Below are 14,235 nucleotides of genomic sequence, written 5' to 3'. Positions count from 1 at the left end.
TCCCAGGCTGACCAGGTGGGGGGTGACGCCCGATGCCGATCTCGGCTATCGGGCGTTGCTGATGCTCGGCCCCCGCACGGTCGCGCGGCTCGCCCGGGAGCTGGGCATGTCCCAGAGCCGGGTGAGTCGGGCGCTCGACGAGCTGGTGGCCGCGGCGGCGGTACGCCCCGTTCCTTCGGCCACCGATGCCGGGTACCGGTCTCCGGACGCCCTCGTGTGGGAGGCGGTGGAGGTGGAGCGGGTGCTCGACACGCTGCGGCACCACCGTGTGCCCGCCTCGGCGCTCGACCGGTGGCGCCGGCACGTCACGACCACCACCGAGGTGGGCCTGGCCGCACTCGCGCGCGCCTCGGTGCGCCGCTGGCCCACCCGCGCCGCCGCCCGGCAGCGGGCGGCCGGCCTCATCGCCGCCGAACGTCACGAGCACCTGGCCATCAACACCGAAGAGGTCTTCGACGCCGAGGCGACCACGGCCGCCCTGCCGCTGGACCGCAGCATCCTGGCGCGTGGCATCCGGCTTCGGGTGCTCGGCCTGCCGCCCGGCGACGGCGACCGGTACAGCGCCTACGCCACCGCCCTCGGCCACGCCGGCGGGATGTACCGCGAGCTGTCGGCCCTGCCGCTCAAGGTGATGATCTTCGACCGGCGCGCCGCGATGGTGCCGAGCGACCCGGTGGACCTTGAAAAGGGCTACATCGAGGTCGCCGACCCCGCGGTCGTCCAGGCCCTGGCGAGCATGTTCGACCGGCTGTGGGACGACGGCACCGACCCACGGGAGCAGGGGGTACCGCCCATCGAGCTGAGCAAACGCGAGCAGGCACTGGTGCGCCTGCTCGCCATGGGATACACCGACCAGGCCGCGGCACTGGAGCTGCGGCTCAGCGTCCGCACCGTCGCCTACACCATGCGGCACCTGATGGACCGCCTGGGCGTGGAAAACCGCTTCCAGCTCGCGCTGCTGCTCGGCGCCGCCGGCGCCGCACCCCGGCCACCGCGCTACGGCAGCCCAGGCTCCACCACCACCTGAGGAGACCCCTTGTCACACCCGCTCGCGCGGCCGGTCGCCCGCGCCGCCGCTGTACTGGCGAGCGCGCTGGCGCTCACGCTCGGCACCGCCGCGCAGGCCCAGGCGGCCGGCACGTGGAGCCCGGCATCCTGCGCCTCCGGTCAGTTCACCGCGGTCGGCGCCGCCCGCGCCGGATACACGGCTCTGCACGGCCAGGTCACCGGTTGCGAGCCGTACCGGGCCAACTCAGCCTTCGCCGTGGCTGTCTTCAAGACGGGCGACCCGTTCGCGGTCGCGTTCGTGTATCCGGAATCGCTGGTGCGCTACCAACCCAGCGGGCCGACCCCATTCGCCGGCACGATACCGACGGCACAGCAGGTCGGAGTCTGCGCCATGCGGACCCTCACCGACCGGATCGCCTGCGCGCGGGTGACGTGGCCGCCGGACGGCCCGGCCACGCTCGAGCCGATCGCGACCACCGACCCCCTGGTCGCGGCGACCGTCTGGTACGAGGACGATCCGGACTGCCCGCCAGGGCCCGGCGGGTTCTGCGGCAGCTGCTTGGAAAAGCCACAGTAGTCAGCCGACCGCGCGCGCCGCACAGGTACGGCGCGCGCGGTCGACCCTCGGGGGTGGTTAGTCTGCGAGTCCCCACTCCAGGACGCCGGACACGACACTGCTGGCGAACCCGCCGCCGGTGGAGGCGGAGCAGGACACCCGGGTGTCGTTGACACTGCCGCCGACCCGCCGGCAGTAGTCGGTCCGACCGTCGCCGTTGACGTCCGCCCAGCCGCGACCGGTGTGGAAGCCCCAGTCGAGGGTCGTCGCCGAGTTGACCTCGGCGCCGAAGCCGGTGCCGGTCGACAGCAGGCAGGACACCAACGAGTCGGTGTGGTTGGCCGTGCCGCGGACCCGGCAGAAGTCCGCCTTGCCGTCACCGTTCACGTCGTTCCAGGTGCGGCTGCCGGGCTGGCCCCAGTCGGCCAGGCCGGAGACGAAGGTCGGGCCGAAACCGGTGCCGGTCGAGGGCGTGCACGCCATCCGCGGCTCGGCCATCGAGCCGACACGGCGGCAGTAGTCGGACTTCTTGTCACCGTTGACGTCCGCCCACACCCGGTCGGAGCTGAATCCCCAGTCGGTCGCCGGAGACACGTACGTGGCCCCGAAGTCACCTCCGTTGGAGACGGTGCAGGCCACGTGCGCCGCCGTGTGGTTGGCTGTGCCGACGACCCGGCAGTAGTCGGCCTTGCCGTCGCCGTTGAAGTCGGTGAACGCCCGCCCGGCGGGGAAGCCCCAGTCCAAACTGGACGAGTTGATGTCGGCCCCGAAACCGGTCCCGGTCGAGGGGGTACAGGACACGAACGCGTTGGTGTGGTTGGTGGTCCCGCGCACCCGGCAGTAGTCCGCCCGGCCGTCTCCGTTGACGTCCGCCCAGGCCCGGCCGACGGAGTGCCCGGCGTCGAGCTTCGCGGAGACGAAGGTGGGGCCGAAGCCGGTGCCGGTCGACGGCGTGCAGACCGCGTTGGCGTTGGCGCGGTTGTCGGCACCGCCGATCCGGCAGTAGTCGGCCTTCTTGTCCCCGTTGACGTCTGTCCACTGCCGACCGATGAGCCATCCCCAGTCGGTGACGCCCGACGTGACCGTCGCGCCGTAGCCGGTGCCGGTCGACAGCGTGCAGGAGACCTTGCTGTCCTGGTGGTTGACCGTGCCGAGGCGGCGGCAGTAGTCGGCCTTGCCGTCGCCGTCGACGTCGGCCCAGGCCAAGCCCGCCGGCCCGTACTCGCGTATCCCCGCCAACTGCTTGTCCAGCACCATCGGCAGGCTGGACGAACACGCTGGCGACTCCGGACAGCTCGCCGCCCGTTCGACGTTGCCTTGAAGCGCGTGGTAGAGGACGCTGCCCTCGTTGACCATGAGGGTGCCGTCCGCCGGCGTGAGTGGCATGGCGGTGTAGGCGCGGGTCGGGATCCGCTGGACGCGCTCGGACCACTCCGGGCCGAACACCGCGGTGGCGTCGGCGCCGCTGCTGAACGGGATGCGTGCGCCGCCGACGACCTGCGCGACCGCCGTCAACGTGTCGCCCGACTTCCCCTGCACCAGGGTCTTCGTCGGCGGCGTGGTCGGCAGTGCGTGGTATGCGCGTGGTGGTACCGCGCGTACGTGCAGGGCCCATTCGGCGCCGTAGCCGAGGTCGACGACTTCCTGTGGGTTGGCGAAGGGGACTACGGCGCCGCCGACGATTTTGGCGACCGGGGTGCTGCCGTTGATGCCCTGGATCAGGGTGCCGTCGGCCGGCACGTCGGCGCGGAGTTCGTTGAACGCCCGGATCGGGATGATCTGGACCTTGCTCGGCCAGTCCGTGCCGTACCCGGCGTCGATGACCTCCTGCGGGCTGCCGAAGTTGATCCGCGCCCCACCGACCATGGTCGCCACCGGCGTGGACACACCCCCACCAGCACCCTGGATCAGCGTGTTGTCGGTAGGCACCCGGGCCCTTGAGTGGAAGAACCGGGCCGGGACAGCCCGGACCTTGCTGGCCCAGTTGGTGCCGTGCCCGGAATCGATGACCTCCTGCGGGCTGGCGAACGGGATGACCGCCTTACCGGCGATCGCGGCCACCGCGGTGGAAACCCCACCGGCCACCCCCTGGACCAGGGTGCCGTTGGCCGGGTCCAACCCCAACGCGTGATAGCTGTTCCCACTGATCGCGGTCACCTTCCGAGCCCAGTCCGTGCCGTGACCGGTCTCGATGACCTCCTGCTGGTTCGCGAACGGCACCAGCGCCCCACCCAACGTCGCGGCCACCGGCAGATCAGTGCCGTTCGACACCGCCTGCACCAGGTTGCCGTCCGCGGGCAGCCGGTTCATGTGATCGCGGGCATCGATCGACCAGTCGGACACCTTCACCGGCGTACCGCAGTTGACCGGGGCGGCGCACGAGTCCTGCCACAACGGGGAACCACCCACGAAGATGTATACCCGGCCGCGCTGGTCGATCGCCGACGAACCATTACGCGGCGTGGCCGGACCAGCGTTGATCACCGCCTGCGTCGTCGGCCGGGACTGCGGCTCACAAATCCCGTTGTCGCAGGTCGCCTGCCACACCGGCGCCCCACCCACCATCTTGTAAATCCGCTTGGTATCCGTCGTTGCCAGCACCGTGCCGTCGGCCACGTGCCGCACGTCCGTCACCGGCTGCGGCACCGGCGGCGTCGGCGGTGCCGTCCCACCGGTACCCGGCCCCTGACCCGAACGGATGACACCAGCCCCGCATTGCTCCTCTAACGTCACGTTGTCGCGCACCAGGCATCGGCCCCAGGACGTGGGCACCCGCGCCACCGACGCCGAAAGCCCGCAATGGCCGCTGCCATCGGCCTTGATCCACGCCGTGATCACCTTAATGAACCGGTACAGAATGTACGGTTTCATCGTCACGAACTCACCCGGCACGGTCCGCACGACCTCGGTGTCCGTCACCGACTGCTGCACGCTAATCTGCGACTGATAGGTCCCACTCAGCTCCAGGATCTTCGCCAGGTCCAGCGAACCCTCAACCGTGATCGAGGCCGATCTCGTCGTCGACCAGGCCACGGCGTATGTCTGCTCAGTAGCCCTGTCGCGGTTACCGTACCGCCGCCAGACCGCATCAGGCGCCGCCTCCAGCTCGGTCTCGGCCCACGACAGCACAGTGTTTTCCTGCCGGGCGTTGAAACACGGATCCCGATACCAGTCGTCGGCCGCCGCCGGCGCGGGCCGGACCACCACTCCCACCGCCGACAACAGCACGGCCATGAGCACCAACACGAACAATGGTCGCCCGCGTGTGTGCACATAGCGGAAAAGCCCCGTCATTGTTACATCCCTAATCGTCGCTCGATTTGCCAGCAGCGTAAGGACGCACGCTTACACCCCACTTGCGCGACGCTGACGTGGGAAGCTCGCGCGCCACGGGCTCAACCGTCCGTGTGGTATCTCGCGTTTGAATATGGGTGACGATCACGACGGAGGTGCGGTGGACCGCTACGCGGGTTTCCGGGAGTTCGTGGTGAGCCGGTCGGGGGCGCTGTCGCGCGCGGCGTTCCTGCTGACCGGCGACTACCACCTGGCGGAGGATCTGGTGCAGTCGGCGCTGGCCAAGACCGCCGCACACTGGCCGCGCGTCCGCGACGGCGACCCGGACGCGTACGTACGCCGGGTGCTCTACAACGAGCAGGTGTCGCGCTGGCGGCGCAAGCGGGTCGACGAGGCCCTCGCCGAGGAGCCGCCGCACTGGTCGGGAGTGGACACCACGGCGGATACGGCGCTGCGGATAACCGTGTTGCGCGCACTGGCGCAGCTGCCGCCGCGGCAACGCGCCGTCATCGTGCTCCGGTTCTACGAGGACCTGACCGAAACGCAGGTGGCCGATGTACTCCAGGTGACCGTCGGCACCGTCAAGCGGGCCAAGCACGACGCCCTCCAACGGCTGCGCGCCATCGCCCCTCAGCTGGTGGACGATGACGCGCCGACGCTGAGCAAGGATGTGACGCGGTGAGTGAACGCCTCCGGCAGGCCCTGAGCGACGCCGGCAGCACGGTGCCCCCCTTCGACGTGTACGAGGCGGCGCTGGCCCGAGGCCGGCGCCTGCGCAGAAACCGGCGCTTGCGCATCACCTCGGCCTTGGCGGCCGTCGCGGCATTGGTGATAGCGACGCCGGTCCTGCTTACCGAAACGGGCGACCCGCCCGCGCCGGGCGCCGTCGCCAAGCCGGCGTCGCTGCCCGACCGGGTGAGCATGGCCCACGCCTGGACGGCCACCGCGAAGCAGGCGCCCGCGGGCCCGGCGGCGCTGCTGCTGTCGGGGAAGACAAGCCCGCCGCCGAGCCTGGCGTTTCCAGAAACGACGATGGTGGCGGTCGGCGCCACCGACAACACGTACCGGACATGGGACTACGACGGCGATGCTCCGGCCGGTTTGGACGCCATGCTGTCGCCGGACGGCACCCGGTTCGTCGTATGGTCGGCGCTGTACGACCTGGTGACCGGCCGCTCGGACGACCTGCCCGGTACCGACTCGACCACTCAGTACCGGCCGCTCGGCTGGGCACCGGACGGCGACACCCTCGCGGTGATCCGGCAAACCGGGCACCAGGAGGGGGGCGCCTTCATCGCCGACGCGGCGACCGCCGGCCTGCTCGACCTGGAGACGGGACGGTTCGCCCGCCTTGTCGACGTCAGCGCGAAGGCGGTAGGCACCATGCCGGGGCACATGGTGGCGTTCACCCCGGACGGCTCCCGCCTGGCGGTACAGGTGGGTGACCAGGTGACGGTGTTCGACCGGCAGGCAACCAGACTCGGCGGATTCACGCTGCGGCACGACAGCCAGCTGGCCGGCAAGGGCGCCTACACCCCCGACGGCAACGGCCTTGTCGTGGTCAGCCGGGCGGCCTGCTGCGCGGACGATCCGGGCCGGCGCGGGTTCACCAGCCGGTGGAGCCTGCGGGTCCTGGACCCCATGTCCGGTGCGGAACAGCGCGGCCTTACCTTCCCGCAGATCACCAACGTGGGCGCGGTACGCCTGCTGGGCTGGTGGCCATCCGGCGACGCGATCGTCGTCGTGAACTACCCGGGCTCCCGCATGTCATCCGACTGGGACCCGGCCAAGGCTGACCCGAACAACGACGCGTGGGGCTACCCGAACCAATACTTCGCCGTCGTCAGGAACGCCGTGCTGGCGCTGAGTCCCGACGGCCGCACCCGCACGCTCTTGACACCGAAGGGCGACGTCGGATCCCTCGACATCGCGGACGAAAGCATCGCCAGCGGAGCCGTCCGACCCGGCGCGAACCCGCCAATACGCCCCATCCGGACCGGCTGGCAAGCGGCCTGGCTAGGGCTCCAAGCCACACTCGCCGCGGTCCTGGTCACCATCGTGCTCGTGGTACGCCGCCACCGGCGATCTACACCGCCCACCACCGAACAAAACCTTCGCTGACTTCACCTACCCCTTCAGGCGCGCGCGGTGGTCGGCTATCCGACAAACGTGTTCAGCGGTATCGGCTCGTGGGATCCGCGGCACGACGCACACTACGCACTGGAGCGCGACGGACACGCTGCCGCGCTGAATGGCGGCGACTCACCTATCCATCGCCCGCCGAGCCCCTACCCCCAGGGAAAGGGAGAGGATGAAAAGTTCCTATGCGCTGAGAGCGTTCGCCGCGATCGGCGCGAGCGCGCTGAGCGTGCTGGCGGCGTCCCCGGCGGCCGCGTCGACCGGGCGTCCTGGACCGCCGGTCAAGACCATCACGAGTGGACTGGACGGACCGTACGGCTTGGACATCGTGTCGTCCACGCGTGCGGTCGTCGCCGAGTCGGACACCGGCGAGATCACGGCGGTCAACCTCAAGACAGGCGCGCAGCGCACCGTCATTTCGGGACTGCCGAGCCCGTCAGGCGTGGCGACGTACGCCAACAAGATCTTCGTCGTGTTGGGCGGCGGGGGTCCGGAAGGTCCTCCGCCACCGACCGGGTACCCGCCGGCGTCGCTGCTGGTGGCCAACAAGGATGGAACGGGTGTCCGCGTCCTGGCCGACCTGATGGCCTACGAGCTGAAGCACAACCCGGATGGACAGGTCCAGTTCGATCCGTCAGGTCAGCCCTACGACGCCCTGTCCAACCCGTTCAGCATGACGTACACCCGATGGGGTCTGCTGATCGCCGACGGTGGAGCCAACGACGTCCTGCGGGTGGATCCGCGCACCGGCAAGATCTCCACCTACTTCGTCCCGCCGAACGCCAAGACACCGGAATGCCTCGCGCCCGGCGCGCAGGCCAACCCCGGCACGATCGGCTGCGACTCGGTACCGACCGGCGTCGCGGTGCATGGCAAATACGTGTACGTATCGACGCTGGGCGCGGAACAACCCGGTGCCGCGGCCATCTGGAAGCTCGACGGCCGGACCGGCAAGGTGCTCAAGGTCTGGCACGGATTCACGTCGCTGACCGGCATCGCGGTGGCGCCGACCGGCACCGTCTACGCCTCCGAGGTGCTCCATGGAGCCCCGCCGGGTGAGCCGCCGCCCGGATTCGATCCGTCCACAGTGGGCCGGATCACCAGGATCGAGCGTGGCAGGATCACTCACGCCCAGGTCACGATGCCGACCGGCCTGGAGTACATCGGTGGACGCCTCTACGCCACGTCGTGGAGCATCGCCGCGTTCCTCGGCATACCGCACGCCGGGCAGCTCGTACAGGTGAATCCCCGCGCGTTCCGCTAGCGAACCGCCTGGGGGTGACGGGTTCACCCCCAGGCGCGGCTGGCCTGCCCGACCGGTCAGGCGGCTCGCACGTGGCGAGTCGCCCAATCGAGCGCGTAGTCGGCCACCTGCTCCCAGCCAGGCTCGACACCGGTGAAGTGTGAGCGGTCCGGAAACTCGTGGGTGTCGGTTGTCGCCGTGGAGTTGCGGTACTTCTTCGCGTTCGACCGGATCACCGACGGCGGCATCAGGTGGTCCTTGCCCCCGATGATGAACAGCAGCGGGGCACGGTCGTCCAGGTCGTAGTCGACCCAGGTCTCCTGGTGGCCCGGCTTCCAGTTGGCTATCAGACCGTAGGCCCACACCCAGCTGCCGGGCGCCGGGATGTGGAGGAGGTCGTACGCCGCGTCGGACTCCTCCCGGCTGACCGTGTTCGCGAAGGCGTAGTGGAACTGCTCCTTGGTGAAACCCACCGCGCGGTGGCGGTTGGCCGGGTTCTTGAGGACCGGAAACAGGGATTTGATCTGCGACGGCGGGTTGACCCGCACACCCTCGGGCGGCGCCGAGTCGATGACCACCGCGGCGGCGCCAAGCCCCCGGTTCACCAGGATCTGGGTGAAGGTGCCGCCGAAGGAGTGGCCCATGATGATCGGCGGACGGTCCAGGCTCTCGATCACCTCGCTGAGGTGGTCGACCGTCGCGGCGACGGACGCCTCGGCGATGACGTCGGGCTTTTCCCGCAGCGCCTCGACCTCGATCTCGAATCCCGGGTACGTCGGCGCGATGACCTCGTGCCCCTTCGCCCGGTAGTACTCCACCCAGCGATCCCAGCTGCGGGCGGTCATCCAGAGCCCGTGGATCAGCACGATCGGCTCACTCATGGTGCTCCTTCCGATGGGCTGCAACGATCGTCGCAACCCTCGGACAGGAGCGCCTCACCCCGCGGGGATGAAGTCGCGGCCCGCCGCCCGGTCAGGAACTCGCGCGGTCGACACCTTTGTGCACCCGCACCGAGCGGTCGACCAGCTCGCGCAACACGCCCAGGTCGACGCCGTCGAGGCTCTTCAGGTAGAGGCAGCCCTTGCCGGTCTTGTGTGGCCCGAGCCGCGCGAGCGTCGAGGCGTGCCGATCCTCGAACCCGCCGACGAGGTAGACCACGAGGTGCTGCTTGCGTGGCGAGAACCCGGCCAACGCGCTGTCACCCTCACGGCCGCTGTCGTACCGGTAGTGATACCGGCCGAAGCCGACGATGCTCGGCCCCCACATCACCGGCTCCTCGCCGGTGATCTCGCGCATGAGCGCGATGAGCTGACCGGCGTCGGCCCGCCGGCTCTCACTCGGCACGGCGGCGAGAAACTCCTCCACCGGCTGCCCGGTCGGCGCGGTCATACCCCACATCCTAGGCCGCCCGCAAGGTGGCGCCTTCAGCCAACCCGCCCCGCCGACCAGTTCAGACCTGCCGTTGTAGTGCTTTGCCTCGGGCGACCCGGTGTCGTCATGTGGACAGTCGCGTGGGTGGGTGGCCGACATTCGTCCGGCTCGGACGGGCCGATACTGGGTCGCAGCAGTGGTCCTGGGCTGTGTCGGCGTGATCCGCCGGAGCCGGGGTCGCGTCCACGCCGCAGGCATCGATGAGCGAGGAGATGCAAGCGATGGGTGAACCAGAAGATCCGGCCGCCGCCGTTCCGGGTGACGCGCAGACGGGCGGGCAGCCGCCAGCGGCGGATGCCGACGTGACGCCGTTCGAGGACGTCGACGTGGAAGAGGGCGTGACGCCGGAGGCGCGGGCGTCGGAGGGCGAGAGGTTGTCCGGCGAGGAGGTCGCGGACATCGCCGCCCAGGTCCAGGAGATCGAGACTGCCAACCGCGGCCGGGGAGCCGGCGAGCAGGTGTCGACCGCGCCCGAGGATGTGAGCTGAGATGACCAAGCTGCTTCAGGTCGGCATGAGCACGGCCGACGAGCTCGACCACAGGTTCGGGCACATCGCCTGCACGCTCGGCGGCGTCAACTACGAGTCGCGGGGTGGCAAGGGGTGCCTGCGCGGGTCGGCCGCGCGGGGTGCGACGCACCGGCTGTTCCGGCACACGTTCCACCTCGTGCTGTCCGATGCCGCCGCGGCGGAGGCCAAGCGGTACGCGGACGCCTGCGTGGGCCAGCGTTACGTGCTGGGCGGAGTCCCGTCGAGAAACAGGGGCGGGGACTGCTCGGGCTACGTCTCGGGCATCATCTGCGCGGCGCGGGGCAAGCCGATCAAGCGGCTGTTCAGCACCGCGACGTGGTTGAGACGGTTCGACGACGGGGACATCGGCTTCCGCAAGGGCCTGGGTGGCGGGGTCGCCGTGGCACCGATCAGCGCGATCGGGCGGCCCGACCGGCCGTTCCCCGGCCGGGATCTGGTGAAGGACGAGAGCCGCCGCAGCGACAACGTCCGCTGGGTACAGGCACGGCTGAACTGCGCTGTCCGCAACAAGCACCCGGAGCTGGGCGGCCGCCGCCTCGACGAGGACGGCCTGTTCGGCAACGACACGCTGAAGGCGGTCAAGGGCTTCCAGCGGCGGCACTCGCTCGACGACGACGGCAGAGTCGGCAGGCTCACCTGGCGCAAGCTCCTCGCCGTCCACTAAGAGAGCGTCTTAGTTGGACCTTCCCGATTCGGCGGTAGCAGACGAGGGTGGCGGAGGCAGAAGTCATCAGGCCGCCCTCAACGCCTCTGCGGGTCTGCGGCCACAGACTTGCTTGTGCCGTTCAGGATGGCGGCTCCAGCCGACGTGATCGTATGTAGGACTCGGTTTTGGTCTCGGCGGCTGGCGACGAGGCCGGCGTCGCGGAGGACCGTGGCATGCTCGCTGGCGCTGGAAGGCGAGATTCCCGCCCGACGGGCGATTTCCGTGGTGGTGACCGAGCCCGACGCGATCACCTCCAGTACCGTCGCTCTGGCGCGGCCCAGCAGCGCTCGCAGAGCCCTTTGGCCGCCTTGGCCAGTCGGCGCCCAGATTCTCGCGACTCTCCGGAGGTCCCGATCGATGGGATAAATCAGTGTCGGGGAGTCGCCGGCGTCGGCGCACGAAGTGAATACCATCGGCCCGGGCTGGCAGAAGAACGACGGCGCGAGAATCACACCGCGACCGGATAGGTGGATGGCCGAATCGACATGCGGCCGATACTCGGTAAGCTCCAGAACGCCGTCCCGCCATCGGATCGATGGATGGAGACCGGCCATCAACATGTCGACGCCACCCTCCAGGAGCAGCCGCGCACATCGGGTCCGCTCGATCTCCAGCGCGGATTCCAGCTCTCGCCAGAACGGTTTGATCGCCACCTGGTGACCCGCGCGGAGCACCGCAGCGAGGTGGTCACGGTCGCCTCGATCCAGAGTCGGCGTCAGCCACGCCGGCCGCGGGTGGCTGCGGTGGCACGGCACCGCCAGTTCTTCGCGCAGCTCGGGCGCGCCAAGCAGCCGGTCCAGCCCGTGGTCGACGTCGGCCACCGGTCCGACCGGGGTGAAAAGGTCGATGGGACCGCAAGTCGTAGGGGCAAGGAAGCGCGCGAGCGCGCGAACCTGCCCCGGCACTCGCGGGGCAACTCTTTCCCGCCAACCCGTGAACTCCACCCTGGCCATCGGATTGTGCAGCGTGCGCATGCTCAGCTGGGTCTCGGCCAAGGGTCCCAACACCACCATGCGAACCCGCGCCACATCCTGTGGCGTGAAGTGGATACGCAGCATGCCCCAGGCCTCGAAGGACGGACGTCACCGATCGATCCGAAGTGTATCCGCACTTGGCCATGTGGGCGTCTGGATGGACGTGCTCAGGATGGCGCACTGGCTGGCGCCTCACTCTCCGTGTCGACGCGGCGGCGCCGGTTCTGATCTTGTCGGCCGACATTCGGCGACAGACGAATGTCCTGTTCCGGCGACCCGGCGAACCCGACAATCGGATGCGCACTGATCCAACAACCAAAGAGGCACGCAAGGAGAGAACAAATGCGAAGCGCATCTCAGCGGATTCGCCTGACGGGGGCTCAGCTAGGTCTCGCGGCCGCCGTGGTCGGCGCGGTCACGGTTATCCCGTCCACCGCCGCACAGGCGGCGTACTCGTGCAGCAACCACGTCGTGGAGAACCTGGACTCGGGCACCGACACCGTCGGCACCTGGACCAACAACGTGAACATGCGGAAAGGCCCAGGCACGGGCTGTGGATGGCTCACCTCGATACCGGCTGCCGCGACAGTGGATCTCTGGTGCTACGACTCGGGTCAGAACATCAATGGCGTTTCCACATGGAGCTACGTCGCCTACGACAATTACCGAGGTTGGGTGTCCGACTACTACTTGACCAACCGCGGCAGTCGCGTCCACTGCCCGCCCTTCCCCGGTAGCTGAGGACACTTCATGCGAAGAATCGCTAGCATCCTGGCATGCGCCGTGATCGCGATCGCCGGGGGACTCGGCCTTGCCGCACCGAGCCAAGCCGCCGTCACATGCGGTTGGCACAGTGGCCACATCGGCGACTCCTCCAATTGCGACAACCTCCCGGTCGCCGAGTGCGCCAACTGGCGGATCGCGCGTACGACGCCCATCGGTCCAGGCATCGCGGTCGACCTGTACTACAGCCCTACCTGCCGAACCGTCGCGGGGAGCGTCCGCGCCACGGTCGGTGATCTCTACACGGAAAACTGCTACGTGAAGGTCCACCGCAACTCCGACAACGAGGTTCTCTACGCCGGCGTGGAGCAGCGGTCGCGCAACCCCAACTTCTACGTCGGCACCACGAACATGCTCTACGACGCCGACGTGACGTCGTACGCGTGGAGCCACTGCGAACTGAGCAACGGTGCCGTCTACCGAGGCGGCACACCGTCCTACTGACCGCGTCGATCGCGGATCATTCGTCAACGTGGTCGGGAGGACCAACATGCGCACAATTCTGCGACGTGCCCTTGCCGCCGGTGTGGCGACCATCGCCACTGCGACCGCGCTGCTACTACCTGGCGCGCCTTCGGCAAACGCCGGCCCGACTGACCCACCCGAAGGCGGGAACACGGCGTGTCCCTTCGACTGGGGCACCTTCTCCAGGGTGCTCGGCGTCGCGCACTGCTATTCCGGTGCCCATGAGCTGTGGCTCGTCGATAGATCGCTCGGTGCGAAGCTCCGCGTCGTGTCCCAGAGGCAATGCTGCCAAACCGGCTCTGAGAGCAGGTTTCACAAGAGGTATGCCGGGGAATGGGCCGACTACATCCGTGCCGGAGGAGGACCGGCAGTGCCGCCTTCATCCAAGCTCTTCGGCCTGGTGAACGCGGGATTCCTGGTCGACGACGGCGGCTCGACATCGCGACTGTCACTCCCCGAAAAGAATTTCGACGTAGTGCAAACTCCAGGGTACGCGTATGACCACCACGGTGACGCCGCATGGGGTTTCCGCAAGCGCATGATTCGACTCGGAGATCCCAACGCCGCTTTCCAACAGGTCGCCTTCGGAGACTTCGGCAACCAATGCGAATGCCCAGATCGGGGCGCATACACCCTGTCCGACATCTTCAACGAGTTCAACGGGTTCTACGAGGCGACGATGGGGTTCATCCCATGGGACGCTCCCAGTGACGCCAACGAGAACAAAGGACGCACCCTGGTGGGTTACAACTTCACCACAGGAAGAATCTATATCCAGATGTCAGAGCCGGTAACCCTCGCGGCGGCCGTCAACCGGCTCTACTCAGTAGGTGCGGAGTGGGTGATTCAGTTCGACGGCGGCAGAAGCTCACAACGCTGGAGCCTCACACACGGGCATTGGAGCCAAAATTTCGGCAGGAGTGTGCCAGAGGTCCTCGCCATCTACGGGGGCTAAAGTCACGCTCCGTCCTCGGACGGTCGCGTCCTTGGTCAGCTCAACGCCGCTACGAGCGCAAAGCAGCGAGTAACGCCGGCGGTGCCGGGGGCGCTGTTTCGGTAGCGGTCGGGACGGGACACCGCCCCCGCGGTGATGGCCCTGCCGGCAA

General features: G+C 68.8%; 14 protein-coding genes. 10 read left to right on the top strand and 4 right to left on the bottom strand.

Features of this window, described 5'->3' with window-relative positions; translation table 11 throughout:
- Nucleotides 1-22: 22 nt before the first annotated feature.
- Together AC5L36_RS14615 and AC5L36_RS14610 are read left to right on the top strand one after the other, a co-directional pair.
- Nucleotides 23-1,027, top strand: coding sequence for a helix-turn-helix transcriptional regulator (locus tag AC5L36_RS14615; RefSeq protein ID WP_441218970.1), 1,005 nt, complete (start codon nucleotides 23-25; stop codon nucleotides 1,025-1,027).
- 9 nt (nucleotides 1,028-1,036) lie between these two features.
- Nucleotides 1,037-1,585: a hypothetical protein gene (locus AC5L36_RS14610; protein WP_441218968.1), complete on the top strand. Its 549-nt coding sequence runs from the start codon at nucleotides 1,037-1,039 to the stop codon at nucleotides 1,583-1,585.
- A gap of 57 nt (nucleotides 1,586-1,642) precedes the next feature.
- Here the strand turns inward: AC5L36_RS14610 and AC5L36_RS14605 are convergent, their stop codons facing one another.
- Nucleotides 1,643-4,798, bottom strand: coding sequence for an FG-GAP repeat domain-containing protein (locus AC5L36_RS14605; RefSeq protein WP_494908197.1), 3,156 nt, complete (start codon nucleotides 4,796-4,798; stop codon nucleotides 1,643-1,645).
- 193 nt (nucleotides 4,799-4,991) lie between these two features.
- Between AC5L36_RS14605 and AC5L36_RS14600 the strand changes: the two genes are divergently transcribed.
- From AC5L36_RS14600 to AC5L36_RS14590, 3 genes are all read left to right on the top strand, one after another.
- A complete protein-coding gene (locus AC5L36_RS14600; protein WP_441218964.1) occupies nucleotides 4,992-5,540 on the top strand; it encodes a SigE family RNA polymerase sigma factor in 549 nt (182 codons plus the stop codon).
- Nucleotides 5,537-6,979, top strand: coding sequence for a WD40 repeat domain-containing protein (locus AC5L36_RS14595; protein ID WP_441218962.1), 1,443 nt, complete (start codon nucleotides 5,537-5,539; stop codon nucleotides 6,977-6,979). Before AC5L36_RS14600 ends, AC5L36_RS14595 begins: the two co-directional genes overlap by 4 nt.
- Before the next feature lie 190 nt (nucleotides 6,980-7,169).
- Entirely contained in the window at nucleotides 7,170-8,261 is a 1,092-nt protein-coding gene (locus tag AC5L36_RS14590; protein ID WP_441218960.1) for a ScyD/ScyE family protein, read from the top strand.
- A gap of 56 nt (nucleotides 8,262-8,317) precedes the next feature.
- Here the strand turns inward: AC5L36_RS14590 and AC5L36_RS14585 are convergent, their stop codons facing one another.
- Together AC5L36_RS14585 and AC5L36_RS14580 are read right to left on the bottom strand one after the other, a co-directional pair.
- A complete protein-coding gene (locus AC5L36_RS14585) occupies nucleotides 8,318-9,121 on the bottom strand; it encodes an alpha/beta hydrolase (protein WP_441218958.1) in 804 nt (267 codons plus the stop codon).
- Between the two features lie 91 nt (nucleotides 9,122-9,212).
- Entirely contained in the window at nucleotides 9,213-9,629 is a 417-nt protein-coding gene (locus AC5L36_RS14580) for a DUF1801 domain-containing protein (protein WP_441218956.1), read from the bottom strand.
- Nucleotides 9,630-9,871: 242 nt separating this feature from the next.
- Between AC5L36_RS14580 and AC5L36_RS14575 the strand changes: the two genes are divergently transcribed.
- Both AC5L36_RS14575 and AC5L36_RS14570 read left to right on the top strand, forming a co-directional pair.
- Complete coding sequence (locus AC5L36_RS14575) at nucleotides 9,872-10,159, top strand: hypothetical protein (RefSeq protein ID WP_441218954.1); 288 nt, start codon at nucleotides 9,872-9,874, stop codon at nucleotides 10,157-10,159.
- A 1-nt stretch (nucleotide 10,160) separates the two neighbouring features.
- Nucleotides 10,161-10,865 carry a peptidoglycan-binding domain-containing protein gene (locus tag AC5L36_RS14570; protein WP_441218952.1) on the top strand — a complete coding sequence of 235 codons (705 nt, stop codon included), beginning with the start codon at nucleotides 10,161-10,163 and terminating at the stop codon, nucleotides 10,863-10,865.
- Between the two features lie 77 nt (nucleotides 10,866-10,942).
- On the opposite strand, the gene AC5L36_RS14565 is transcribed toward AC5L36_RS14570, so the two are convergent.
- The gene (locus AC5L36_RS14565) at nucleotides 10,943-11,965 is read right to left on the bottom strand and encodes an ArsR/SmtB family transcription factor (RefSeq protein ID WP_441218950.1); all 1,023 of its coding nucleotides are present in this window, start codon (nucleotides 11,963-11,965) and stop codon (nucleotides 10,943-10,945) included.
- Between the two features lie 258 nt (nucleotides 11,966-12,223).
- Between AC5L36_RS14565 and AC5L36_RS14560 the strand changes: the two genes are divergently transcribed.
- From AC5L36_RS14560 to AC5L36_RS14550, 3 genes are read left to right on the top strand one after another with little or no spacing between them, the layout of a single operon-like run.
- The gene (locus tag AC5L36_RS14560; protein WP_441218948.1) at nucleotides 12,224-12,622 is read left to right on the top strand and encodes an SH3 domain-containing protein; all 399 of its coding nucleotides are present in this window, start codon (nucleotides 12,224-12,226) and stop codon (nucleotides 12,620-12,622) included.
- 9 nt (nucleotides 12,623-12,631) lie between these two features.
- Complete coding sequence (locus tag AC5L36_RS14555; protein WP_441218946.1) at nucleotides 12,632-13,108, top strand: hypothetical protein; 477 nt, start codon at nucleotides 12,632-12,634, stop codon at nucleotides 13,106-13,108.
- Between the two features lie 46 nt (nucleotides 13,109-13,154).
- Nucleotides 13,155-14,084, top strand: coding sequence for a hypothetical protein (locus AC5L36_RS14550; RefSeq protein WP_441218944.1), 930 nt, complete (start codon nucleotides 13,155-13,157; stop codon nucleotides 14,082-14,084).
- The last annotated feature ends 151 nt before the right edge of the window (nucleotides 14,085-14,235 follow it).

It is taken from the genome of Phytohabitans sp. LZ39 (genome assembly GCF_059359075.1).
This window is presented reverse-complemented; position numbering and strand designations above follow the sequence as displayed.